Raw genomic sequence first — 24,635 nt, 5'->3', positions numbered from 1 at the left:
CCATTCTTGCCCGGGGCCCGCCCCGGCGCCACCCCCTTACCCTCGACACCGCGAGCGGCCCCCGGTAGACATTAACGATGGCAGCCATCGGATTTCACGCATCGCATGAACAGATCAGTCCGGGACAGCTCCTCAAGGATGTCCAGCACGCCGAGGCGGCCGGCTTCGACGCCGCCATGTGCTCGGACCACATCGAACCGTGGTCCGCCCGGCAGGGGCATTCCGGCTTCGCGTGGTCCTGGCTGGGCGCCGCGCTGGCCACCACCAAGCTGCCCTTCGGCGTGGTCAACGCGCCGGGCCAGCGGTACCACCCCGCCATCATCGCGCATGCCTCGGCCACGCTGGCCTCCATGTTCCCGGGCCGCTTCTGGGTGGCCCTTGGCAGCGGGGAGAACATGAACGAGCACATCACCGGCGACCCCTGGCCGCTGAAGGAGACCCGGCAGCAGCGGCTCGAGGAGTGCGTGGACGTCATCCGCCGCCTGCACGCAGGGGAGGAGGTCACGCACCACGGACTGGTCACGGTGGAGCAGGCCCGGATCTGGGACGTTCCGGAGCCCCCGCCGCAGCTCATCGCCCCGGCCATCAGCGTCGAGACCGCGCGCCGCTCCGCGGCCTGGGCGGACGGCCTGGTCACCGTGAACCAGCCCCATGCCAAGCTCGCGGAGATGCTCGCCGCCTACCGCGACAACGGCGGCCGCGGCAAGGCGATCCTGCAGATCCACCTGTCCTGGGCCCCCGATGAGAAGGATGCCGTGGCCATTGCGATGGACCAGTGGCGGTCCAACATTTTCGCGCCGCCCATACCCTGGGACCTGCCCACGGCCGCGCATTTCGACGGCGTCAGCGCCGACGTCGGCGAGGAACAGCTGCGGAAATCGGTAAACATTTCGGCCAGCCTTGACCAGCACGCCCAGTGGCTCGGCGAGTACGGCGACCTCGGCTTCGACGAACTCTACCTGCACTTCGTGGGCCAGGAGCAGGCCCCGTTCATTGATGCGTTCGCGGACCAGGTGCTGCCCCAGCTGCGGAAGGTGCGTGTCGCATGAGAATCTCTGAAACCTCGGACCTGTGGTGGAAGAACGCCGTGATCTACTGCCTCGACGTTGAGACTTTTTTCGACGACGACGGCGACGGCACCGGCGATTTTGCCGGCCTCACGCAGCGGGTGGACTACCTCGCGGCGCTGGGCGTGAGCTGCATCTGGCTCATGCCGTTCTATCCGTCGCCGGACCGGGACGACGGCTACGACGTCACTGATTTCTTCGGCGTGGACCACCGGCTGGGCACCATGGGCGACCTCGTGGAGTTCATCCGCACCGCCAAGGACCGGGGCCTCAGGGTGATCGCGGATTTCGTGGTCAACCACACGTCCAACCAGCATCCGTGGTTCCTGGAAGCCCGCAAATCCGTGGACAACCCGTACCGCGACTATTACGTATGGCGGAAGGACACCCCGCCGGACACCTCCTCGGAAGTGGTGTTCCCGGGCGAGCAGACTTCCCTCTGGACGCAGGACGACGCCACCGGCGAGTGGTACCTGCACATGTTCGCCGAGCACCAGCCCGACCTCAATGTCACCAACCCCAAGGTCCGGAACGAGATTGCCAAGGCCATGGGACTCTGGCTGGAACTGGGCCTGGATGGTTTCCGGCTCGATGCGGTGCCGTTCTTCCTGGAAACCCGCGGCCAGCCCAAGGATGAGGCGGCCAGGATTGACCCGCACGACTACCTGGCCGCCCTGCGCAGCTTCGTCGGCCGGCGTAACGGCAGCGCGGTGCTGCTGGGCGAGGTGAACCTGCCGTACAAGGAGCAGCTCGAATACTTCGGCGGGGCCGTGGGCAACGAGCTGAACATGCAGTTCGACTTCATGTCCATGCAGCACCTGTACCTTTCGCTGGCCCGCGGGGACGCCCGGCCGCTGGCGGAGACGCTGAAGAGCCGGCCGGCGCTGAATCCTGACAACCAGTGGGCCATGTTTGTCCGCAACCATGACGAGCTCACGCTGGATAAGCTCAGCGAGGGCGAGCGCGAGGAGGTTTTTGCCGCGTTCGGCCCGGAGAAGAACATGCAGGTCTACGGCCGGGGCCTCCGGCGCAGGCTGCCGCCGATGCTGAACGGCGACGCCGGCCGGATCCGCATGGTGTACTCGCTGATGTTCTCGCTGCCGGGCACACCCGTGCTCTATTACGGCGAGGAAATCGGGATGGGCGAGGACCTGCGGCAGAAGAGCCGCGCTGCCGTCCGCACGCCGATGCAGTGGAACGACGAAAAGAACGGCGGCTTCTCCAGTGCTCTGGTCGCGGACCTTGTGCAACCGGTGGCGCGCGGGGAGTTCGGCCCGGACAAGGTCAATGCCGCGGCCGCCAAACGGGACCCGGCGTCCCTGTGGAACTTCATCGCCACGCTCATCCAGCGCTACCGCGAGTCACCCGAGCTGGGCTGGGGCGACTTCGCGGTCATCGACCAGCCCGAGCCGGCGGTCTTCGCGCACACCTGCAGCTCGGCGGGGGCAACCCTGGTGCTGCTGCACAACTTCGGCGAGGACACCGTAAAAGTCAGCGGCAACGCCGGTCCCGAGGACGGCCCGCCCCGGGCGTTCAAGGGCGCCACGCTGCTGGACCTGCTCGACGGCGACAACGTTCCGCTGGAGCCCGACGGCGGATTCACGGTTGAGCTGGGCCGCTACGGCTACCGCTGGTTCCGGGTCCACAAACCGGGCGACAGGCTCGCTCCCTGAGGCCCGCCTTTAGAAGGGCCCCCTACAGGCTCCGGCGGAAGACCTTCACCTCCCAGGGACGCAGCTGCAGGCCGGCTTCCTGCGGGTAGTTGCCCAGCACCAGCTCGGCGCCGCCCCATGATCCCTCAACGCCGGCAGACTGTCCGGTCCCGGAAAAGTTTCCCAGGACCAGCATCTCCGCGTCCGGCAGCGAGCGCCGGAACGCGTAGATGTGTTCGTCGTCGGGGAGCAGCATGGTGAAGTCTCCGTAGGCCACCACGGGATCCGCGTGGCGCAGGGCGATGACCTGCCGGTAGAAGCTGAAGACCGACTGGGGGTCGTCCACCTGGGCGGCGGCGTTGATGGTGTTCGCGTTCGGATTGACCGCGATCCACGGGGCCCCGGTGGTGAACCCCGCGTTCCGGCCGGCCTCCCACTGGACCGGCGTGCGCGCATTGTCGCGGTTCAGCGGCGCCAGGGCGGCGAGGACCTCGGCGTCCGTGTGTCCCAGGTGCGTGGTGGCCTCGCGGTGGTGGTTGAGGACCTCGATGTCGCGGTAGTCGCTGATGGCGCCGAACGCCATGTTGGTCATGCCCAGCTCCTCGCCCTGGTACACGTACGGCGTGCCGCGGTGCAGATGGAGGACGGCGGCCAGCATCTTGGCTGACAGCTCGCGGTACCGGCCGTCGTCGCCGAAGCGGGACACGGCGCGGGCCTGGTCGTGGTTGCCCCAGTAGAGGCTGTTCCAGCCGCTCTCCGCCAGCGCCTCCTGCCAGCGGCCGAGGGACTTCTTCAGATCGGTCAGCAGCAGCTTCTTGGGCCGCCACTTGTTGCCGCCCTCCTGGTCCAGGGCCACGTGCTCAAACTGGAACACCATGTCCACCTCGTGGCGTCCGGGGTCGGTGAACAGCGCGGCGTCCTCCAACGTCACGCCCGGCATCTCGCCCACGGTGAGCAGGTCCTTGTCCCGGCCGGCGAAGACCTCCTGGTGCATCTCCTGCAGGAACTCGTGGATGCGGGGCCCGCAGATGTAGTGGGGGCCGCCGTCGCCGTAGAGCATGCCGTCGGCGCGGGGGCCGTCCGGCAGTGACTCCTCCTTGGAAATGAAGTTGATGACGTCCATCCGGAAGCCGTCCACTCCCCTGTCGAGCCACCAGTTCATCATGTCGTAGATGGCGGCACGCACGTCCGGATTCTCCCAGTTGAGGTCCGGCTGCTTCCGGGAGAAGAGGTGGAGGTAGTACTCCCCCGAAGCGGCGTCGTATTCCCAGGCCGGCCCCGAGAATGCGGAGCCCCAGTTGTTCGGCTCCGCACCCGGAGTGCCGGGCTCGGCGCCGTCCCGCGGCGGCCGCCACCAGTACCAGTCCCGTTTCGGATTGTCCTTGCCCGAGCGGGATTCCACGAACCAGGGGTGCTCGTCCGAGGTGTGGTTGACCACGAGGTCCATCAAGAGCTTCATGCCGCGTGCGTGCAGTCCGTCCAAGAGCTCGTCCAGGGTTTCCAGGTCCCCGAAGACCGGATCGATGTCCCGGTAGTCGCTGATGTCGTAGCCGTTGTCGTCCTGCGGCGAGCGGTACACCGGGGACAGCCAGACGACGTCGACGCCCAGCTTCTGCAGGTAGTCGAGCCGGCTGATGATCCCGCGGAGATCCCCGATGCCGTCACCGTCAGAATCGGCGAAACTGCGCGGGTAGATCTGGTACACCACCGCACTCTTGAACCATTCCCTGCCTGCCCTGAAGGCGGCTTCTGCCTCGGATTCCTGGATGGTCATTGCTGGTTCCTCCTGGTCGGGGCCGTTGCGGGATACAAACCCATTGAAAGTCTCGTAGCAGATGATTCGTCGGTCAATGGCCGGCGCCCCGGGTGTGGAAACCGGACCGGCGCGTGAAACTAACCCGGTGCTAACGGGCAGGAAACCCGGGCGCAACAATCCCCCGCCACACTGGAAGTGCCGGCAATTGCAGGCACCAGCTCCAGTTCAGGAGGCCATGCCATGTTGAAGGAAGCCAGAGCCCACATAACCCGCGTCCGCGCACTGGACCAGCTCCACCGCGGGGACGAGATCGAAGCCCGCCTCTCGGTGGGGCCCAGCTACGACGACGTCATCATCCGCCGTGGCAGCGTCCAAGAGACAGCGCCGGGCATCGGCGTCGTCTGGATCATGGATCATCACACGGGCATGCGCAAGGCCATCAATACGGATGAATGCAGCGTTTGGCGCGTCGCCTGAGCCAGCTAGCCCCCGGCCACGGACTGAATGATCAGCACTTCCTGGCCGGCAGCGACCTCCGTATCCAGGCCCTGGAGACGCCGGACCTCGTCACCGTTCACGTAAATATTCACGTAGCGGCGGAGGGCACCCGTTTCGTCCCGCAGCCTCCTGGCAAGCACCGGGTAATCCCCGGTCACGGAATCCAGCAACCAGCCCACGGTCACCGTCCCGTCGGCGGGCGCAGTCAGGTAGGACTGCCCGCCGGCGAGCGGCTGGAGCACGCTGGGAAGCACCACGCTGATCTCAGCCACAACGGATCCTCACACAGAAACCGTTGCCGCGACCTTGGCATCCGCAACCACGGCGGCCCGGACGCACAGGACGTCCGGCAGGTGGGACGCAACCTCGTCAAACGATTCACCCTCGTCGGCGCTGGCATAGACCGAGCCGCCGCGTGTTCCGAAGTACACCCCGGCGGGTTCAGCAGAATCCACCGCGGCCGCGTCACGGAGCACCGCGTTGTATTCGGACTGGGGAAGTCCGGCATCTAGCCGCTTCCAGGTGCCGCCGGCATCATCGGTCCGGTGCACGGCGAGCTTGCCCTCGGGCGGAATCCGCTCGCCGTCGGCCTTGAGGGGAATCACCCAAGCCGTGCCCGCCCGCCGCGGATGCGTCAGCATCACGAAACCGAAATCGGCGGGCAGCCCCTCCGCGATTGACTCCCAGTTCTCGGCATTGTCATCACTGCGGTAGACGCCGTGATGATTCTGCGCGTAGAGGCGGCCTTCGACGGCGGCGTCCGCCGCAATCTTGTGCACGCACTGGCCGAATTCCGGGTTGGGATCGGGCATGAAGTAGGCGGAGATGCCCTTGTTCCGGGGTTCCCAGGACGATCCGCCGTCGAGCGAGCGGTATACGCCGCCGGTGCTCATGGCCACGTGCACGTTGTCTCCGGACGTGTTGACCACGATCGAGTGTGCGGCGGCGCCGCCGTATCCGGCGCCCCATTCGCTGCGGTGCGGATGGTCCCACAGTCCGCGGTTCAGCTCGAAGTGCTCGCCGCCGTCGGTGGACTTCCAGACCGAAATCGGCTCGGCACCGGCCCACACCACTCCGGGGCGGGAGTCGGCGTCGGGGTAGATCTGCCAGATGCGTTCCACGGCGGCGTCGGTGCCGTCGGGGAACTTGATCGCGCCCTGCTCGGGCTCGGTCCAGGTGGCGCCGAGATCATCCGAGTGGGCAACGGTGGGGCCCCAGTGTTCGGACCGGACGCCCACCATGATCCGGGTGCGGCCGTCGCGCGTGTCGATTCCGATGCTCGGGATCTCGCTCATCAGGAAATGCGGGCCGGTGAAGGACCATTGCTTCCGGTCCTGGCTGGTCGCCAGCCAGAGGCCTTTCTTGGTCCCGATCGCTAAGACGTAACTCTCCGGGGTAGCCATGCACCCCATGCAACCACTCCGGCGGGGAGGCCGCAATGGTTTAGGCGCAGGAGCCTGGACGAGTGCCAGTCACTGGTCGTGGCGTGCTGCGCCGGTTCCGATCCGCGCTGCGCGGCGGTTCCGCCACCATCTGCGGACGAGGTCAACTGCTGCGAGCAGCCCGGCCAGCGGCGAAAGGACGGCGACCGCGTAGACGAACAACAGCCAGAACAGTGTGGCGATGGGCGGCTGGCTGGTGCTGAGCAATGACAGGCCGCCGAACAGTCCCGCCGTCCAGAACAGCACGACGAACGCCAACACTGCGGCCGCGGGAAAGTACTCGTTCCGCACCACTGCCATCAGGGTTTTCATGCCTGCTCCTCCTGCCCGCCCGTGCACACGCCGCCTCCCGGTCAGTCCAGTATGCGACCGACGGACCGAACCGCCGCGACGGCACAACGGCGTGTGATGAACACAACCGCGGAGGTGGCGGAATATCGCGCTTCGCAAGTCAGGAGCAGGGGATGGCGTCTCATGAAACCGGCCTCATCGAACCGACCTCATCGAACCTGCCTAATCGAACCTGGGAACGACCTCCACCGATCCGATATTCGGCAAGGCGTGCGCCGCGGCGTGTTTAAGGTCCGCGGCCAGCGCTGCGAGTTCGGCCAGATCGCCGCAGCTGCCAGCAGGAATGCTGATTTCTGCGTGCAGCTTGTGGCCGGACCATGCAGCCTGGACGTTGAGTCGGCAGGGGCGTGCCCCCGCACGACGTCGGCGAGCTTGTCTGTGAGCGCCGGGTTGACGCCGTCCATGAGTCTGCGCCCGATGTCCCGGACGGTTCCCCAGAGCAGGATTGCGATGGCGACGGAGATGAGCAGGCCCACGATCGGATCGGCCAGCGGGAAGCCAAGCCAGGTGCCGATGACACCGGCGACCACGGCCAGGGAGGTAAAGCCGTCCGTGCGGGCGTGGATCCCGTCGGCGACCAGGGCGGCGGAGCCGATTTTCCGGCCGACGCGGATCCGGTAGATCGCAACGAGCTCGTTGCCGGCGAAACCGACGAGTCCTGCGGCCAGCACCCAGCCCAGGTTCTGGACTGGCTGTGGGGCAAAGAAACGGTGGATGGACTCGACGGCGGCCACCACCGCGGACAGGGAGATCATGGCCACGATGAACAATCCAGCCAGGTCTTCGGCTCGGCCGAAGCCATAGGTGTAAGTCCGCGTGGCGGTGCGGCGGCCGAGCAGGAAGGCGATCCAAAGGGGGACAGCGGTCAGGGCGTCGGAAAAGTTGTGCACGGTGTCGGCCAGCAGCGCGACGGACCCGCTGATCAGGACGATGCCCAGCTGGAACAGCGACGTGGTGCCGAGTCCGAGCAACGAGAGTTTGACCGCGCGGATACCTTCCGCGCTGGACTCCATGGCTTCGTCGACGGAGTCTGCCGAATCGTGGGAGTGCGGGATGAAGAGTTCCTGCAGCCACCCTTTGAGCCCTGTGGCGTGGACATGGCCGTGGTCGTGATCGTGCGGATGGTCATGATCGTGATGGTGTCCGCCGCCCGCAGCGGGACCGTCATGCGGGTGGGGATGCAGGTGCGGTGCAGGCTTACTCATGCCCCGGCCTCGCCGGGAGCATGGTGGGGTGCGGCGCCATGATGGGGCGCCGTTCCCAGGGCATGTTCGGCCTGGTGGATGGCGTCGGCAACAAGTTGCCAGGCGTGACCATCGGCCAGCCGGTAGTAAACCTTCGTGCCTTCCTGCCGTGTGGAAACCATGCGGGCCAGGCGCATCTTGGCCAGATGCTGGGACACAGCAGCTGCGGACTTTCCGGCTTTCTCGGCCAACGCATTGACCGGCAACTCGCCGTCACGAAGAGCCAGAATCAGCCGGACCCGCGTGGCGTCCGCCAGCATGGCGAAGACCTCGACTGCCAGCTCCACATACTGGCTGTCAGGCCCCAAGGTGCAAGATTGCGTATCTGCATTCATACGCAAATACTTGCATAATGGTCTCGTGTTTGACAAAGCGGCCGGATGCCCATGTAGCAACCGTTACAATTGATGATGTGTCAATAGTCGAAAATGTTTCCTGGCTCGTCATGATCGTTCAGGTTCCTGCTGTCCCGTCCCGCCACCGTGTTGCCGTCTGGCGGGAATTGCGGCGGTTTGGCGCCGTTCCGCTCGGGCAAGGCACCTGGGCTGCACCGGATGTGCCGGCCTGCCGGGAAGGGGCAACGAAAGCACGTGATCTCGCCCGGGCCGGGAAGGGCGAACTGATGCTGCTGACCACCGGTTCCGGTGACGACGATGCCCCCAAGCTGCGGTCGCTCTTTGATGCCGCCCGCGGGGATGAATGGGCCGAATTCCTGGCTGACTGCGTGAAATTCACGGACGAGATCGCCCGGGAAATCGCCAAAAAGAAGTTCACTCTCGCCGAACTGGAAGAGGAAGAACAAAGCCTGGAACGGCTCCGCCGGTGGTCCCGGTCGATCCGGTCCAGGGATGTCTTCGGCAGCGCCGGCGCAACCCGCGCCGAGGATGAGCTGGCCCGCTGCACCGCCGCCCTGGATGATTTCGCCGGGCACGTCTACCGGGAGGTCCACTCATGAGCCCCGCCGCGCCGGACACCCGGACGTCCTCCGCGCCGTTGTACGCCGCCGGGTTCGTGACGGCCTTCGGTGCCCACAGCGTTGCCGCGGGCATGGGCGCCCAAAGCGGGAACATCGGCCTGACGCTGCTCACTCTCGGCATTCTGCTGGCTGCCTACGACATCTCAGAAGTGTTCCTCAAGCCCGTCTTCGGCGCACTGAGCGACAGAATCGGCACTAAGCCCGTCATCGTCGGCGGCCTCCTGGCCTTCGCCGTGCTCTCGATCCCGGGGCTGTGGGGAAGCGATCCCCTCATGCTGGGCATGGCCCGGCTTGGGCAGGGCGCCGCGGCCTCGGCCTTCTCTCCGGCAGCGTCGGCCATGGTCGCACGGATGGCCGGGGGAAAGAATGCCGGCACCTACTTCGGCCGGTACGGATCCTGGAAGAGCCTCGGCTACGTGATCGGACCGCTGCTGGGGGCGGGGCTGATCCTCGCCGGGGGTTTCGCCTTGCTCTTTGCCGCGCTCTCTGTTTTGGCGGCAGCCGCGGCTCTCTGGGTCCTTCTCTGCGTCCCCCACGTGGAACCGCTCCCTCGCCAGCGCTACACGATCCTTGATCTGGCGCGCCAGGTCACGGAACGGCGCTTCCTCGTCCCCACGCTCGTGCTCGCGGCCTCGACGGCGGCAATGGGTGCCGCGATCGGATTCCTTCCCGCCCTGGCCACCCGACATGGCCTGGGCCCCGTCGCGGGAACCGCGACGGTGAGCGTCCTGGCGATCGCCGCACTCCTGGTGCAGCCCAGGATAGGCAAGATGCGCGACCAGCAACGCATCAGCGACAACCACGGCATGACCGCCGGCCTCCTGCTCACCGCCAGCGGCGTGGCCCTCATTGCCCTGGCACCGGGGCCGGTCACCTTGTTCATCTCGGCCGCGGCAATCGGCGCCGGCGTGGGCGCCGCGGCACCCCTGGGTTTTGCCCACCTGGCCGATACCACACCGCCGGAACGCATGGGCCGGACCATGGGCTCGGCCGAACTTGGCCGGGAACTTGGCGACGCCGGAGGCCCGCTTCTCGTCGGAGGCATCGCCACCGCCAGCGCCCTGCCCTTTGGCCTCGGAGCCCTGGCCCTCCTGATAGCAGCCGCCAGCCTGCCCCGCCTCACCAAGACCCCCATCGACGCGGGAATTCCGGGCAGCCGGAAAACCAACTAACGCGTTCGACCCTTACCTCAGCCGGCCCGGTGCGATGTGGTGGCCAGACCGGCGTCGGGGTTAATCTGGTGCGCCGTAACGGTCTCTGCGCCGCCCGCTGACCAGTCCGAGGCACAGTGCGGCCGCTGCTGCGGAAAGCAAAACGGGCCAGCCCCAGGAGTGAGGAGGCTGTCCCGGCGATGTCGGGATAGTCCTTTAGCGCAAGCGAGATGGCCGGCGGGCTGGTTACGGCCACGCCGCTGACCATCGTGAACAGGGACAGGACGATGGCGATCAGAGGCAAGTGCAGGAGTGCCGTCGCAAGCAGCCCCAGGGCGCCGGCGGCTGTCATGATCAGTCCCACGGTGAGCGTTCCACGCACGGACCACCGTTCAGACAGGCGGCCGGCGATGAACCCGAAGACCATGAAGCCCAAGGAATTCAGGCCGAATGCCAGCGAGTAGCCCTGCGGGGAGAGGCCATACATGCCTTGGAGAATGTAGGTTGCCCCGCTCAGGTAGGCGAATATCGCGGAGTAGGTGAAGCCGGTGATCAGTACAGCTCCGACGAACACCCGGTCAGCGAGGAGTCGGCGGAAATCGTTGAGGGCATGGGAGAAACCTCCAGTGACGCGTCTGTTTGCCGGCAGGGTCTCGTGGAAGATCACCAACGATGCCACCAGGATGGCGATGCCAACGGCTGCAAGGAAGAGGAAGACTCCGCGCCAGTCCGTGACCGTTGCGAGCTGCCCGCCGATGACCGGGCCGATGATTGCGGCCAGCCCTCCGAGCACAGTGAGGCGGCCGTAGTAGCGAAGCAGCTTGCCGCCCGAGTAGACGTCCCGACCAGCCGCTTGCGCGATCACTATGCCTACGGCGCCGGCCAGGCCCTGGACGAACCTCGCGATGATGAGTGTTTCGATGGTTGGGCTCACCGCACACAGGGCCGAGGTGAGGGCGTATGCACTGACCCCGATCAGCAGCGGCGTTCGGCGGCCGAAGCGGTCCGAGAGGGGCCCGGCGATCACCTGGCCTATGGCCAGGCCCAGCAGACAGGCGGTGATTGTCAGCTGGGCAACCGACGTCGTGCTCTGAAGCTCCGCTGTGAGGGCCGGAAGGACAGGCAGGTAGAGGTCCATGGAGATCGGACCGAAGATTGTCAGCAGGCCGAGCACGACCGCCAGGAAGCGGCCGACGGTCTGCTCACGTGCGGGCATCGGGGTCTCGATGACTGTCACGCTGGCTCTGTTCTAGGGGTCATTGGGGCGGCCCGATTGGGGGCCAAGGATGTCGGGGGTCATGTTCAATGCAACAGGGTCGCGCCGGTCCTAGCGAGGGCACTGCTTATCCGGGTTCTGGTAGTACCTCCCTACGGACCGGCGCTCCGGGGTAGCGTGGATGAGTGGACAACAGGATGGCCGTGCGCGAGTTTCTCGCCTCAAGACGCGCGAAAATCACCCCCGAAATGGCGGGGCTAACGCTCTTTGGCGGACGCCGCCGGGTCCCCGGCCTGCGCCGCGAAGAGGTTGCGATGCTCGCCGGTGTCAGCGTGGATTACTACACAAAGCTTGAGCGCGGGAACTTGGCCGGCACCTCCGAAAGCGTCCTCGACGCCGTCGCGAGGGCGCTGAGTCTCGACGAGGCCGAACGGGACCACCTCTACAACCTTGCCCGTGCATCCGGCCCTTCCGGCAGGGCCCAGCGGCGCCCCCTCCAAAGCGGGGCAGTCCGCCCGACGCTCCAGTTCATGCTTGACGCCATCACGGCTGCGCCGGCCTTCATCGGCAACCATCACATGGACATCGTGGCCGCCAACCAGCTTGGCTATGCCCTGTACTCGGAGATGTACCGCGGTTCAACACGGCCCGCCAACCACTCCCGGTTCATTTTCCTGGACCCCAGAGCCCGGGACTTTTACCCCAATTGGGAGCTGGCGGCCAATACGAACGTCGCAATCATGCGGACGCAGAGCGGTCGCAACCCCTTCGACAAGCGCCTGGCCGATCTTGTCGGGGAACTGTCGGTGCGCAGCGAAGAATTCCGGACGCGCTGGGCCGCCCACAATGTCCGGCGCCACTACGCCGGGACCAAGATTTTCCGCCACCCGGTCGTAGGAGAACTCGAACTCGCCTACGAAGCCATGGAGCTCGCCGAAGACCCTGGCTTCACCCTCACCGTCTACCCTGCCGTGCCCGGATCCCCATCAGATGAACGCCTCCGCATGCTCGCCAGCTGGGCCGCCACTGAACGAATCCAAGACCTCGCGGACGCACCACAACCACAAGCCGTCCATCGCCCCTGAACGCCGCTACCGGTAGTTTGCCGAGTGGCTGTTGTCCGGATGGCAGCCTGCTCAAGCGGATATGAACGGCCTCGTAGAGTTTCCCACAGGTCGCACCGGACATCCTCGCTGCCCTGGTAGCCCGCAGCATCCAACTGGCCATCGAGTACGATCCCGAGCCTCCGTTCGACCACGGATCACCGGGAAAAGCAGATCCGGCCATCGTCCAGGAAATCATCAGTGCCACCCACGCGCTGCGCAGCGCAGCAGTCCGTAACGCTGCCAACGCGCTCCTCGAAAGTGAGCACTGAGGTCCCTGAGTTACCGGCGTGACCAGGCCTCCGCGTCGGCTGGTCCCTTGCGGAGCTGGTTGATGCCGGCGACAGTGAGGGAACGTCTGCCTTGCGGGCAGCCGCGACCGGTCGAAGGGCTCGGACATACCATGTGCGCTAATTGCTCCCCGGCGTCGGCCTAGGGGATACTCCACCCATGTCTTCCCTCCCTGCGACGTTCTCCAAGGACATCATGAATCAGCCGCCCCAGGCCCAGTTCGAGGCATTCCTCGACGAGCACCGCGGCGCGCTCAACGGCTGTTTGAACGGTCTGACCGAGGCCCAGGCGCGCCGATCATTGGTGCCCTCACGGACCACGCTCCTGGGCCTGGTCAAACACGCGACCTTCGTCGAGAAGGTCTGGTTCGACGAGGCTGTCACGTGTCGGCCCCGCACCGAGATCGGCATCCCTGCGACGCCAGACGAGTCGTTTGTCCTCGATGAGGACGACACCATCGCCACAGTCCAGCGAGCACACCGCGAGGCATGCGAGTCATCGCGCCGCGCGACGTCATCCCTAGGGCTCGACGAAATGGTCCACGGCAACCGGCGAGGCCCGCTCCCGCTGAGGTGGGTGTACCTACACATGTTGCGCGAACTCGATCAACACTGCGGGCACGCAGACATTCTGCGCGAGCAGCTTCTCAATGAGTAGCGTACCGGCGTCCGACGGTGACGCCGGTGATGAGCGCTGCGGCCTTGTATAGGGCAGCGCGCAGGTCGGCGGTGATGACACCGGTGCGCAGGCCATAGAAAGCACCTCTTGGGGCACGCAGAATAGGACCAGCAACCGCTCCCAACGTCGTCGAGACCATCGCGACGCTCACTGCTCTGCCGGTCACCGCAGCAGCCACCACTCCGATCCCGCCCCGTCCCCCGACGGCGAACCCGACTCCAAGGCCGATGCGGCGACCCCAATAGGTGGAGCGCTCACGTCACCTTGTAGCTCAGCCGGTAGCTGGCGCCGTCTTTCGCGAACTCCATAATCCCGTCTTTGCTGCCGGGTTCGAGGACCTGCTGGCCCAGGTAGTCGTCACCTTCGACGTCGTTTGCATAGAGCTTCACCGAAACCTTGCCGGTGAACTGGATTGTCCTGTCGATCTCCTTCTTGTCGCCCTCGGCGATCTGCACGGACTTCCCCAATTTTTGATCCTCGACATTGATCAGGATTTCGTCATCGCCAACGAAGTCCTCCTGCTCGACGCAGTGCAGGGTTCCGAGATGGATCTTGCCACCAGTCAAGGACGTCAGATCAGAGAGTTTGGCCCTGTGCAGGCCGTCGATCACATTGATGGCACGGTCCCCGCTGGCACCGTTGAACTTGTACGAACCGGATTCGAACAGCAGATACGCCTCGCCATCCGGCGTGGCGGTGATCCCTTCCGCCATGCTCGGCGCGCGGAAGCAACGCACGGATGCCCTGTCGAGATTCGTTTCGCCCTTGTTCGTGACGTAGAGGTTGCCGCGTTTGTTGCGGCCGCTTGAGGAACTGAGGAGAAAACGTCCGTCTGCGACTGCAACGCCCTGCGTCCACTCGGGCACTTCCCAGCGCAAGCCGTTTCCGTCTTCCTTCCTGTCCAAGGTCAAGGATCCGTCGTCGGCAATCGTGTAGCTGTACATCCAGTCGCGGTGTTCACCGCTCCACTTGCCCGCGTACAGATGGCGGCCGTCGATGGTCATAAAAGACGCGCCGTAGACCTTGCGGTCTTCGCCGTCAGGCTTGACAGAATCGTTCTTCGCCATCGCCTTCCTGAGATCGGACAAGCTGTACTTGCGGATAGTGTGCCAGTCGCCTGATTTGGGGCCGTCGACGAATGCCCACCGCTCGTTCAGTTCTTCACCAGGCAACACCCTGAGGCGTGTGGTCGCTGAGCTCTTGAGAAGTCAGATCCGGCCCCGGCTTGAAGCGCTCGTCGTACATGTACGAGGCGGACCTGCCGTCGTACAGCGGTGCCGTGCCGCCGGTCGCCGCTTCCTCGCACTTGATGATCGTGGTGGGCTTCGGCGGTTTTGCCTCCTGGGCCTCCGCGACACCGTTCGCGGTCAGAAGCAGGAGCGGCGCGGTTAGCACCGCGATCGTCGTTCTCAGCACATGCGTGTTCATCAGACCCCCAGGAATGCGTTTGGTCGTTGTTCGTCTTCAGCCAGGAAGACGAGATCCAGTCGAGCTACCACACCTACCACATGCCACCGTGAGGGATGAGTTGCCCACATCACACCGCGGTTCCAAGTATCGGTAACTCGCGGAGTAGCATTTGTACGAATAGCTCGCCGAAAGCGGCAGTGTGGCGGTTTTCGCCACTCCGTGCCGGGGGTTCCCGGAAAATTAAAGGGCAGCCTGTAACCCGGCTCCCAACGGGTGGGCCCCTGAGGCGCCGTGGCTCGAGTAGTGGAGCAAAACCACGCCGTTGCCGAACGTCCGCGTCCCCTCGAGCCTGAGGTCCATCCGGACACCAGGGGCCTCGAACAGCGGCCGGCCCTGCCCCAGGACCACGGGATGGACGAGAATTCGAAATTCGTCGATCAGGCCGTGCCGCATGAAAGTGGAGGCCAAATTGGCGCCGCTAAGGGCGATGTCGCCCCCGGGCTGCGCCTTCAGTTCCGCGATTTGTTCAGGCACGACGTCGTGCATCACCGTGGTATTCCAGCCTGCCTGCGTGAGGGTACGTGAAAAGACGAACTTGGGCATCTCGCGCCAGATCCCGGCGAACTCAACGAGTTCCGCCGAGATGTCCGGATCCTTGTCGGCAGTGGGCCAGTAATCGGCCATCAGCTCATGGGTGACGCGCCCGAACATGAAGGCTCCCATCGTCCGGAACTGCTCGTTCAAGTGGTGGAGGAGTTCGTCATCCACCAGGTGCCAGCTGATGTCCCGGTCGGCCGTCTCGAAGAATCCGTCCAAGGAGACCGACATCATGAGGATGATCTTGCGCATTCGACTACCTCCGGTGGCGGCGAAAGGCGGCGTGGCCGTCGTTGTACCTTTCAGTGAAGCACTCCAGGGGTCCGGTGGAACAGGACATGACCCAGCCGGCAGCCTCGGCCACGATAGCCACCTTATGACGCAACTTTCCCGCATTAAATGCAGGAAAGTAAGTTGGGGCCAAGGACTCCTTGGACGTAGAGTGCGTCCCTCGGCCTATTGGGACGGTCTCAGGTACAGCGGATCATGCATCCGGTGCAAATCCGCAAAGTCTCCACGTCTCAAGGACGAACACCACCTACTTCTCAGCCAAATACAGACGCATCGCCGCCCGCCGCGGACCCACGAGGGCACTCGTCGCCGTCGAACACGCCATGATCGCCGCAGCCTGGCACATGCTCGCCACCGGCGAGCTCTACCGAGATCCAGGCCCCGACTACTTCACCCGACACTCCCCAGCCAAGGCCAAGTCCCGCGCGATCAGCCAGCTCGAATCCCTCGGCTACACAGTCACAATCGAGCCCTCAGACAGGCCGGATAGTCGAACCCAGAACAGCCCTCACGGCCACACCACCGCGCGCCGGTCACCCAAATTTTCATGTCAGCCGAACAGGGTCGGCTTCGCTCGCCGCGCCGTGGAACGGGAAAATTCCTCAGGCAGTCCCCTTTCGGGGTTGGCCGTCCTTGTCCCGGAAGCGATGAGGGCTGATACTGCTGCCGTGTTCCGGATACGACCCTGGCCTTTCTGTGGTGCCTGTGAGCCTGTATGTCAGCCTGGTGGCGGAGAGCCCGTTTCCGCGGGGACCGTGGAATGTTGCCCATCAGCACGAGCGTCAGATTTCTGCTTCTTCTGCTCTCCTTTCCGGTGCACGCTTCATCCTCAACGGCGGCCAGAACGGATGGTGACGTGATGGATGTTCTCTATCAACGGTGCGCGGGACTGGATGTGTCCAAACGGGACGCGAAGGCGTGCGTGCGCCTCACGAGTGACAGCGGCAGGACGACCCAGGAGATCACGACCTGGACGGCCATGACAAACCAGGTCATGAAACTGGCGGAGCATCTGCTGGCCCAACAGGTGGGCCTGGTCGTGATCGAGGCGACCGGGGATTACTGGCGCCAGTTCTACTTTCTGCTCGAAGACAAAGGCCTTAACGTTCAGCTGGTGAACGCCAGGGAGGCAAGGAACCTGCCCGGACGCAAAACGGACGTGTTAACCGACGCGGCCTGGCTCGCCCAGCTCGGCGCGCACGGCCTGCTGCACGGCTGCCTGGTCCCGCCGGAAAACATCCGCCGGCTGCGTGATCTGACCCGGACCCGCACCGCGATCACCGACGAACGCTCCCGCGAAGTGCAGCGGCTGGAGAAGATGCTGGAGGACTCCGGAATCAAACTCTCCTCGGTCGCAACCGACATCACCGGTGTCTCCGGCAGGGCGATGCTCCAGGCCCTGATCGAAGGCCAGAACGACCCGGACGCGCTGGCCGATCTGGCGAAGAAGCGCATGCGCAGGAAGATCCCCGCACTGACGGAGGCACTGACGGGCCGCTTCAACGCCCACCACGCATTCCTGGCCAGAGTCTTTCTGGACCGGATCGACGCCCACAGCAAGGACATCGCCGCCCTCGATGCCCGGATCGATGAGCTCATGCGGCCTTTTAGCGCCGCCCGGGAACTGCTGGCGACCGTCCCGGGCATCAGCACCCGCATCGCCGAGGTCATCATCGCCGAAACCGGTGCCGACATGACGGTTTTCCCCACCGCCCGGCATCTGGCCTCGTGGGCCGGCACCGCTCCCGGGGCCAACGAGTCCGCCGGACGGGTCAAGTCCACGAAGACCCGGCCCGGGAACCGGCACCTGAAACGGGCACTGCGAACCGCAGCACTGTCCGTGGCCCGATCACAAACCTATCTCGGGGCGAAATACCGGCGCATCAAGTCCCGACGCGGGCCGATGGAAGCCCTCGTCGCCGTGGAGCATTCCATGCTCATCTCCATCTGGCACATGCTCAACACCGGTGAAAGCTACGTCGACCCCGGCCCCGACTACTACACCCGGCGCCAGCCGCTGCGCAGCAAAGAAAGGGCCGTTCAACAACTCGAAGCGCTCGGCTACCAGGTCATCCTCGAACCACTGCAGCTGACCGCCAAACCCCGCACCCGCCAACCAATCGATCCATCCCGCCCAATTCCGGTAACCACAATTTTCGCGTCAGAACTCACCTACGAGTGGGGAATTACGTGGCGGATGACAGCCGACACCGTGCCCGCGCCAAGGGGGATCCTCTCCGCCGGCTTCCGCCAACTCGGGCAGACCATCGCGAACCTGCGCGCCTACCCGCTCACGCTGCTGTTCCTCGGCGCGTTCCTGATCTACAACGACGGTATCCAAACCGTGATCGCCCTGGCCAGCACCTATGGCAGCGAACAGCTCCAGCTCGGCGAAGCCACCCTGGCCGCCACCATCCTGGTGGTGCAGTTCGTCGCCTTCGGCGGCGCCCTGCTGCTCGGCGCGATCGCCACCCTCATCGGCGCACGCAAGACCGTGCTCGCCTCGCTGACCGCGTGGGCCGGGCTCGTTCTGGCCGCATTCTGGCTACCCGCCCGCGCGCCGGTCCTGTTCCTGGCCCTCGGCGCCGGCATCGGTCTCGTACTCGGCGGCAGCCAGGCGCTGTCCCGCTCGCTGTTCAGCCAACTCATCCCATCTGGCCGCGAGGCCGAGTACTTCGGCTTCTACGCGATCTCCGACAAGGGAACCAGCTGGCTCGGCCCCCTCCTGTTCGGGCTGGTCTACCAGGCCACCACCAGCTGCCGACTCGGCATCGTCTCGGTGCTGGTCTTCTTCATCGCCGGCTTCGTCGCCCCTCCTCGCCGTCCCGATACGCCGGGCCATCACCGCCGCCGGCAACACCCCACCCCACCGGCTGTAACCAGACCCCTGCATCGGGCACGGCCTGAGGTTCCCCCCGGACCGTAGAGGCATCAGCGGTTCGGGGGGAACCTCACGCCTGTGGGCAGGAGAGTTAAAGGTCGGGGCCGGCGGAGCTGTTCTCGACCAGGGTGGCGGCCCCGCAGGCGCCGACCTGGCCCGCAGCGGCCATCACTGCCCCGCACCGGTCAGGGCGAGGCTGGGCGCACGACGATGGCCGAGCCGCACTGGTTGATGATCGTGCCGGAGCTTGAGGCTGCGGTCGCGGTTTTCGCGCCAGTGGCGGACGTATCGGTCAGCGAGAGGAAGTCGACCTCGATGGCCGCGTTCGACTTGGACGCAGCGCTTGACGTTACGTCGCCGACCTCGGCCGTCCCCGACGGTGGCGTGAATGTCGTGGTCGCCGAGTTGCTGCCGTTCCGCACGCCGTGTGCGGTCAACAACAACGCCCCCGACGTCACCGGCGTGATCGACGGGGCCCGGACATCCGGGTAGGGCACGCCAGTGTTGGTGTCACTGGTGGGCGTAACGTCCAGCGGCGTGGTGGCGTCTGCACCCTGCACGGCAACCGTCACCCAGGCATACCGGGAGGCGGGTTCAGGCACGCTCGGCGCGGTGTCGCCGGACCGCATCACCCGATACCAGACCGCCTGGTGCGCCGAGGTGGATCCGGCGCTGGTGAAGTCGGCGATTGCCCGCGTCCATCCCGTGGGAGTCGTGGCGTTCGCCGACCCAGCCACGGTCACCTGCGAGAACAGGAAGACTACGTCGCCGGGCTGCCAGCCTGCTGGCAGGGTGGGCGTGTACGAGCCCGAAGAGGACAGCTCGCCAGATCCGGCTGCCGACGACCGGACAGAGGTCGGCGTCGGTGTCGGCGAAGGCGTCGTGAAGCTCCACGTCTTGGCCGTGGCCAGCGCATTCCCGCTGGCGTCCTTCACTCCGGTGCTAATGGACGCGGTATAGGCCGTGGAGGCAGCCAGATCCGCGTTCGGGTTCAGGGTGACGATCCGGCTGGTGGCGTCGTAGGTCACCCCGGCCGTCACAGCAGCCCCGGCAGCGTTCTTCAGCGTCACGGTGGTGCCGTCGATCGTGGTCGCGTCCATCGCCTCGGAGAAGGTCCCGGTCACATTCGTGTTCACCGCCACCCCGGCCGCCTTGTCGTCCGGCGACACAGCGGTCACCGTCGGCGCCGTCGTATCCCCACCACCCGGCGGTGGGGACTGGTCCCCAAGATCTATGTAGGCGTGCCAGTACCGAGCGTTGTCCCTCGAGGCCGCCAACACCACCAGACCGGTCTGACCGTTGACGTTTTGTTTCGTTGATGTGGGGTCGTTGATGTCCTTGTCGGTACTGCTGCTGATGATGGGCGTACCGGCGCCGGGCGGGAAGGAAACGTTGTCAAGCGGCGCCTTCTTGTAAAAGACGGTGCCGCCCACCTCCGGCGCGACCGCGAACATCCAGACCTGACGGTGCTCCTCGTCGATCATGACCATGGGCCGGGTGTGGGCGTCCTCGACAGCGCCGAACTGCGCGCTGGTCCAGTGGGCCTTACTATCCCGCACCAGGAGCGCCACAAACGTTTGACCGACGTTCTTAGCGGCTGTCTTGATCGCTGCGAAGAGGCGGCCGCTGCCGTCGCTTGTCAATTGCCTGAGGTTTAGATGGTCGTTCGCGCATCCCCCGGTGCAGTTGTTCCCCCCCCCGTAGGCGACCTCTGTCTGCCACGAGTTCTCTGGCTGGCCGTCCTGGTGGATGGCCAGGTAAAACTTCTTATGCTCCGGCCGCTGATTGCTCCACATGATTCCGACCTTGTCGCCCTGGAACGACGTGACTGCGGAGATATCGTCGTAGTGCACCTGGGCGTTGGTTGTCGGTAGGACGAACGGAGTCCCCCACACCGTGTCGCTCGTCGTCGAGTGGTTGACGTAGACACGGTTGCTGTTGTCGGCCGAGACGAGGGTGTAGGTGACCCATAGCTTACCGACGGAGTCTTTGGCCAGCGTAATCGATTCCGAGCTCCCACTGTGAAGGGTGACGGGGAATCCGGCGTCTCGTGAGTAGGTCTTCGTCGACGCATTATAGCTGAAGCGGTGAAGCTCTGCGGACCCGGAGGTCACCGCCTCCTGGGATGGTGGCGAGCCCCACTCCGAGAGCACAGTCGTGCCCGACACGACGTAGAGCTTGCCGTCCTTTGCGTCCCAGAGCGCGTCACCGCGCGCATTCGGCCGTGCGTCAACAACCGTTTCCGTCACCTGCCACGCCTGCGTTGCGACGTCGAGCCGGTGGATCTTCGTCGCATTTGCGGACGCGCTCCACAACAGCCCCCACCAGCTCCCATCCTGGAACCAGAGCTTGCTCTGGGCCTTGTCCGCAGTCGGGGTTCTAACGCCGTCGCCTGCGTATGATGGCCCAGGCTCTCCGACATCGACCGCCTGGGCGGGGACGGGGAGCGCGACAGCGACGGCCGCCGCGAGTAGCAGAGCGATGAAAAGGCGTGGCAGACGCGTCGTATAGGGCATGATGACCTCTCTGTCATCTGGAGGGAAGAGGCGGTCAAGAGGGCGTTTTGGCTTGAAGGATGCGCGGGAGGATGCGCGACGCGCTGACGGAAGAGCCTCGAAGCCGTCACCGTATGTATGCCGTCGGATGAGAAGCGTCATCCGAAAGGATTAAAAAGTTATCGTTGAAACCTTGGGGAGACCTTGGTAGGACTACCGCTGCCCCCACAACTGGGGGTAGTCCTGCTCGCCTCGCTAGGAGCGTGGGGCTGTAGTGGTTTCCGTCATCCAGGAGTGGTCCTGTCTACTGACCGGTGACACGTTGCCATCTTGATGGCCGGGCAGCCGTGGCCGCCTTGGCCCGTGGGTTAGGCTCGGGCCGGCGCGTTGAGACCGGCTTTCCCTTTGAAAGTGAACAATTTCAGCAGGTTATGACAGCCTGCCATCAGTTCCCACTCGTGTTTGGCCTGTTCGAGGCCGCGCAGGAGTACGTGTTTGCCCTGGCGGGTGTGGATTTGCCCGAAGACCGGTTCGATGATCGCCTTGCGCCGCGCGTAAACGGCCCGGCCCTTCTTGGTTCTGAGTTTCCTCGCCATGCGTTCCTTGGGTGTGGCATTGGCCGGGATCCGTCCCCGAGGCGTCTCGGGAACCTTTTCGCCGTGTTTGAGCCGGCCGGTCGCGATGAAGAACTCGGTCCCGCCGGCGGCCTCGATTTCCTTCACGTGTTCGAGGTTGGCTGCTGAACAATATCCGGCATCAATGGTCCATTGGGCGGGCATCCGGCCCAGGGTTGCGGCGGTGCGTTCGGTCATCGGGACCAGTTGCTGCACGTCCACTGCCATGTTGTTCAGATCGGTGGCGACGATGACCTGATGGTCGGCATCGACCACGGCCTGGGCGTTGTAGCAATAGTGGTACGAGCCGTCTGCCGTCTTCATGATCCGGGAGTCGGGGTCCGTGAAATTGCGCTGGGCCCTCGGTCTGACCTCCGCTTTGGCCGCGGCTTCCTCACCCTTGGCCGCAGCAGTCCCGTCGTCATCGCCGCGGTCCCGGGCTTTCTGCTCCGCCTCCTTGCGTGCTTTGGCTGCTGCGTCCTCTTCGAGCTGTTTGCGGGCCGCGGCCATCTTCGCCAGCCGTGATTCACGGTCGGCCAGGTCCGGCGGGAGCTCATCGCCGCGCTTGTCCGCCCCGAACCGGGCATCCTCATCCCTGTCCACGGCCTCGGCGTCGGCGAGCATGTCCGAGACCTCCGCGGCGAGGATCCTCTGTTTTTCGGTCAGCCGTCCGTAGCTCATCGCCTTTCGCCGGGACGCGTTGGCCCGCACCTTCGTCCCGTCCAGGGCAACCCGGCCCAACGAGACCATACCCGCGGCCCGGCACAGTTCCAGCGCCTGCAGGAACACGTTCCCCAACGCCGCGAGATGGCGTTTGCGGAACCGGCCAATGGACCGGAAATCCGGTGCCTGCTGCCCGGCCAGCCAACGGAACGCGACCACGTCCACGCACGCCCGCTCCAACTCCCGGGACACCAGATCAGCGAGAACCGGGCCAGATGATTCTGCGGCAACCACTCATCCACCGACGGCGGGACCAGCATCACCGCGTCCGGCTCAAAGGATTTGAACCGCTTGTTCACACCAGCGCCGGCCTCAACGATCCCGTCATCAAAACGCTCCACCCGCTCCACGAGAGCTCCATCAAAAAGGCCATCCTGGGAACCGGAATTCATACTCCCGATTCTTCCAGCCACCCCTCCCGCACCCCGGCAATTCACACGGCGTTTTAAGAACCCGGCCGACTACTGACCCGCGCTCCTAGCAATGTTGCTCCCCGGAGTTGAACTCCATATTCCCAGCAGCATCTGCAGCACAATCGACTGTTGCCATGGCCGCCCTGTGATTACGAGCCTAGGATTCAGGTCAAGCGGGTGTCACGAGTAACAGGTACCTACTTCGAAGCATGGGAAAAGCGCTCTGGTACTTGGGAGGTACTCACTCCCCGCCACCGTTCTTCCACGATCACATCGTCGTCGGTATAGGCCACGCTTTCCCCGCGCGCGCGACGCAATCCGAACGCGCGGCCGGCAGGGCAGCTACGGTTTCCTCGAATGCGCGGCGGCTGACGATCCCGCCGGGTGCAGCAACTTCCACGAAGCCGCGAACACTTCTTCCTTCTCGCACCAGCAATCGCGCCCGGTCATAACCCACAGAATTCTGCAATCTGAGATGTGTGTAGTGGGCAAGAGCCCGAAGGTCGACAGCGCCGATCCACCGGGCTCCGGCCCACTCGGATGGGTCAAGGCTCTCCATGGCCGGTGCCACCGTGGTAGCCTCCGGCAGTGTGTACGGCTCCCCGGTGAGCGTGTCGTCGCAGACGAGGACGGTCACCGCGTGATCCTTCGAGAAGTCTTCTACCTCGACTCGAAAGGACCTGCCGCGATGACCGTCGCACCCAACAGTATCGACAGTGATGATGAAGTTGGCATCCCCCGGTGAGGGTCTGACTCAAGTATCGACGGGCGTCTGCGGACTGCCTTTGCATGGGATTCGTCGGCCCTCCACCGGGGGTGTCGCGCACGCGGCCGGTACGGGGGCGTGACCTCAGGAGCTTGAGCAGGAGCCCCGTCACTGTCTTGTCCGTCCCCTCCCGGACGCGTGCTGTCGCCCGTAGCTGAAACTGGAAGGCGGCACGAGCAGAGAATGGGCGACCAGAGCGCGATCGCGGAAGTCTTCGGCGGAGTCGACACCCGCCCGCTACAACGCGCTCAGGGAGTGGATGGCTTCCTTCGGTCGGCTCGCCGCCGTAGGCCTGGAAGGCACCGGCTCATACGGCGCCGGGCTCACCCGAGTCCTCTCGGCAGTCGGCCTGGCAGTTGTCGAGGTCGATCGTCCCGACCGTTCCGCCAGGCGCAGCCAGGGAAAGTCCGACCCGCTGGATGCCTAGGGGTGGTGTGAGGGATTGAATTCGGGCCGGTACTTCTTCTTGTTTTACGCGGCTTTATGCGTCTCGTGCCATGCGTGCTCGACCTCGCCGAGGGGGCTGGAGGTCATCTCGGCTATGCCAAGCATGATCCGGCCGGGCGCGACGGCGGCAACTCCCGCAACGGCCGCCGGTCCAAGACGCTGCTGACCACGGTGGAGAATCCGGATGCCTCGGCCCACATCGCCCCCGGCGAGGCGTGCCGCCTGCTCGGCCAGCGGCGCCGGGGTGGCGGACACCTCTCCAGCCGCGGCGGCCTGCTCGGCTTTCCACTCGCCAGGCACTGGGTGGCGTCGGCATTGCTTACCCCCGCCGCGGCCCGCCCAGAGCACCACCAACACCACGTTCCACGCCACCACCGCCGGGGAGTGGCGCTGGGCATCAACCTACTCAGGAGACAGCAACAACAAGACAGCGTCGTCCACCTGCGTACCGAGAACTTCACCATCACCAACATCAACGGCAGCTGAGCCCGCCTCTGTATCTCCACCAGACAGGGACAGCGTCCCCGGCCCAATCCGCCGGGGACGCTCTATTGCCCGCGGGAGTGCCCGTTC

21 protein-coding genes and 3 pseudogenes are annotated in these 24,635 nt (G+C 65.2%); 12 read left to right on the top strand and 12 right to left on the bottom strand.

Annotated elements, in window-relative coordinates; genetic code table 11:
• Window positions 1-77: 77 nt before the first annotated feature.
• Both J7I89_RS13570 and J7I89_RS13565 read left to right on the top strand, forming a co-directional pair.
• Window positions 78-1,049, top strand: a complete 972-nt coding sequence (locus tag J7I89_RS13570) for a TIGR03885 family FMN-dependent LLM class oxidoreductase (protein WP_214971167.1) — start codon at window positions 78-80, stop codon at window positions 1,047-1,049.
• Window positions 1,046-2,740, top strand: a complete 1,695-nt coding sequence (locus J7I89_RS13565) for an alpha-amylase family protein (RefSeq protein ID WP_214971164.1) — start codon at window positions 1,046-1,048, stop codon at window positions 2,738-2,740. The genes J7I89_RS13570 and J7I89_RS13565 overlap by 4 nt, the downstream gene beginning before the upstream one ends.
• Before the next feature lie 22 nt (window positions 2,741-2,762).
• On the opposite strand, the gene J7I89_RS13560 is transcribed toward J7I89_RS13565, so the two are convergent.
• Window positions 2,763-4,493 carry an alpha-glucosidase gene (locus tag J7I89_RS13560; RefSeq protein WP_214971161.1) on the bottom strand — a complete coding sequence of 577 codons (1,731 nt, stop codon included), beginning with the start codon at window positions 4,491-4,493 and terminating at the stop codon, window positions 2,763-2,765.
• A gap of 222 nt (window positions 4,494-4,715) precedes the next feature.
• Here J7I89_RS13560 and J7I89_RS13555 point away from each other — a divergent pair, with 222 nt between their 5' ends.
• Entirely contained in the window at window positions 4,716-4,952 is a 237-nt protein-coding gene (locus J7I89_RS13555; RefSeq protein WP_214971158.1) for a hypothetical protein, read from the top strand.
• Between the two features lie 5 nt (window positions 4,953-4,957).
• Here J7I89_RS13555 and J7I89_RS13550 read toward each other — a convergent pair whose 3' ends face one another.
• The 5 genes from J7I89_RS13550 to J7I89_RS13530 form a co-directional block, all read right to left on the bottom strand.
• The gene (locus J7I89_RS13550) at window positions 4,958-5,245 is read right to left on the bottom strand and encodes a MoaD/ThiS family protein (protein ID WP_078028368.1); all 288 of its coding nucleotides are present in this window, start codon (window positions 5,243-5,245) and stop codon (window positions 4,958-4,960) included.
• Between the two features lie 9 nt (window positions 5,246-5,254).
• Window positions 5,255-6,385 carry an exo-alpha-sialidase gene (locus J7I89_RS13545; RefSeq protein WP_214971156.1) on the bottom strand — a complete coding sequence of 377 codons (1,131 nt, stop codon included), beginning with the start codon at window positions 6,383-6,385 and terminating at the stop codon, window positions 5,255-5,257.
• A gap of 60 nt (window positions 6,386-6,445) precedes the next feature.
• Entirely contained in the window at window positions 6,446-6,727 is a 282-nt protein-coding gene (locus tag J7I89_RS13540; RefSeq protein WP_214971155.1) for a hypothetical protein, read from the bottom strand.
• A gap of 188 nt (window positions 6,728-6,915) precedes the next feature.
• The gene (locus tag J7I89_RS13535) at window positions 6,916-7,971 is read right to left on the bottom strand and encodes a cation diffusion facilitator family transporter (protein WP_214971153.1); all 1,056 of its coding nucleotides are present in this window, start codon (window positions 7,969-7,971) and stop codon (window positions 6,916-6,918) included.
• Window positions 7,968-8,345: a metalloregulator ArsR/SmtB family transcription factor gene (locus J7I89_RS13530; protein ID WP_214971151.1), complete on the bottom strand. Its 378-nt coding sequence runs from the start codon at window positions 8,343-8,345 to the stop codon at window positions 7,968-7,970. The genes J7I89_RS13535 and J7I89_RS13530 overlap by 4 nt, the downstream gene beginning before the upstream one ends.
• A gap of 77 nt (window positions 8,346-8,422) precedes the next feature.
• On the opposite strand from J7I89_RS13530, the gene J7I89_RS13525 reads away from it, so the two are divergent.
• Together J7I89_RS13525 and J7I89_RS13520 are read left to right on the top strand one after the other, a co-directional pair.
• On the top strand, window positions 8,423-8,965 hold the full coding sequence (locus J7I89_RS13525) for a Chromate resistance protein ChrB (protein WP_308159908.1): 543 nt from the start codon (window positions 8,423-8,425) through the stop codon (window positions 8,963-8,965).
• Window positions 8,962-10,158 (top strand): MFS transporter, encoded by a 1,197-nt coding sequence (locus J7I89_RS13520; protein WP_214971149.1) that lies wholly within the window; start codon window positions 8,962-8,964, stop codon window positions 10,156-10,158. Before J7I89_RS13525 ends, J7I89_RS13520 begins: the two co-directional genes overlap by 4 nt.
• On the opposite strand, the gene J7I89_RS13515 is transcribed toward J7I89_RS13520, so the two are convergent.
• Entirely contained in the window at window positions 10,106-11,374 is a 1,269-nt protein-coding gene (locus J7I89_RS13515; RefSeq protein ID WP_308159907.1) for a multidrug effflux MFS transporter, read from the bottom strand. The genes J7I89_RS13520 and J7I89_RS13515 overlap by 53 nt on opposite strands.
• A 164-nt stretch (window positions 11,375-11,538) precedes the next feature.
• Here J7I89_RS13515 and J7I89_RS13510 point away from each other — a divergent pair, with 164 nt between their 5' ends.
• Both J7I89_RS13510 and J7I89_RS13505 read left to right on the top strand, forming a co-directional pair.
• The gene (locus J7I89_RS13510; protein ID WP_214971147.1) at window positions 11,539-12,438 is read left to right on the top strand and encodes a helix-turn-helix transcriptional regulator; all 900 of its coding nucleotides are present in this window, start codon (window positions 11,539-11,541) and stop codon (window positions 12,436-12,438) included.
• A gap of 468 nt (window positions 12,439-12,906) precedes the next feature.
• Window positions 12,907-13,404: a DinB family protein gene (locus J7I89_RS13505; protein WP_214971144.1), complete on the top strand. Its 498-nt coding sequence runs from the start codon at window positions 12,907-12,909 to the stop codon at window positions 13,402-13,404.
• A gap of 275 nt (window positions 13,405-13,679) precedes the next feature.
• Here J7I89_RS13505 and J7I89_RS13500 read toward each other — a convergent pair whose 3' ends face one another.
• From J7I89_RS13500 to J7I89_RS13490, 3 genes are all read right to left on the bottom strand, one after another.
• A complete protein-coding gene (locus tag J7I89_RS13500) occupies window positions 13,680-14,597 on the bottom strand; it encodes a hypothetical protein (protein WP_214971141.1) in 918 nt (305 codons plus the stop codon).
• Window positions 14,587-14,853, bottom strand: a complete 267-nt coding sequence (locus tag J7I89_RS13495; RefSeq protein ID WP_214971139.1) for a hypothetical protein — start codon at window positions 14,851-14,853, stop codon at window positions 14,587-14,589. Before J7I89_RS13495 ends, J7I89_RS13500 begins: the two co-directional genes overlap by 11 nt.
• A 222-nt stretch (window positions 14,854-15,075) precedes the next feature.
• Complete coding sequence (locus J7I89_RS13490; protein ID WP_214971136.1) at window positions 15,076-15,684, bottom strand: dihydrofolate reductase family protein; 609 nt, start codon at window positions 15,682-15,684, stop codon at window positions 15,076-15,078.
• Between the two features lie 257 nt (window positions 15,685-15,941).
• On the opposite strand from J7I89_RS13490, the pseudogene J7I89_RS25235 reads away from it, so the two are divergent.
• The 3 genes and pseudogenes from J7I89_RS25235 to J7I89_RS25225 form a co-directional block, all read left to right on the top strand.
• A pseudogene (locus J7I89_RS25235) lies at window positions 15,942-16,196 on the top strand (IS110 family transposase); the annotation flags it as partial.
• Between the two features lie 386 nt (window positions 16,197-16,582).
• A pseudogene (locus tag J7I89_RS25230) lies at window positions 16,583-17,818 on the top strand (IS110 family transposase); the annotation flags it as partial.
• Window positions 17,795-18,649 carry an MFS transporter gene (locus J7I89_RS25225; protein ID WP_308159916.1) on the top strand — a complete coding sequence of 285 codons (855 nt, stop codon included), beginning with the start codon at window positions 17,795-17,797 and terminating at the stop codon, window positions 18,647-18,649. The pseudogene J7I89_RS25230 and the gene J7I89_RS25225, both read left to right, overlap by 24 nt.
• Window positions 18,650-18,789: 140 nt before the next feature.
• Here J7I89_RS25225 and J7I89_RS13480 read toward each other — a convergent pair whose 3' ends face one another.
• Window positions 18,790-21,120, bottom strand: coding sequence for an Ig-like domain-containing protein (locus tag J7I89_RS13480; protein ID WP_214971130.1), 2,331 nt, complete (start codon window positions 21,118-21,120; stop codon window positions 18,790-18,792).
• A 347-nt stretch (window positions 21,121-21,467) separates the two neighbouring features.
• Window positions 21,468-22,828, bottom strand: a pseudogene (locus tag J7I89_RS13475) (transposase).
• 1,046 nt (window positions 22,829-23,874) lie between these two features.
• Here J7I89_RS13475 and J7I89_RS13470 point away from each other — a divergent pair.
• Together J7I89_RS13470 and J7I89_RS13465 are read left to right on the top strand one after the other, a co-directional pair.
• Window positions 23,875-24,042, top strand: a complete 168-nt coding sequence (locus tag J7I89_RS13470; RefSeq protein WP_214971127.1) for an IS110 family transposase — start codon at window positions 23,875-23,877, stop codon at window positions 24,040-24,042.
• 56 nt (window positions 24,043-24,098) lie between these two features.
• On the top strand, window positions 24,099-24,548 hold the full coding sequence (locus J7I89_RS13465; RefSeq protein WP_214971427.1) for a hypothetical protein: 450 nt from the start codon (window positions 24,099-24,101) through the stop codon (window positions 24,546-24,548).
• Window positions 24,549-24,635 lie beyond the last annotated feature (87 nt).

It is taken from the genome of Arthrobacter sp. ISL-5, from assembly GCF_018613835.1.
Classification (GTDB): Bacteria; Actinomycetota; Actinomycetes; order Actinomycetales; family Micrococcaceae; genus Arthrobacter.
The sequence above is the reverse complement of the archived record's forward strand: the minus strand, read 5'-3'. Positions and strand labels throughout refer to the sequence as shown.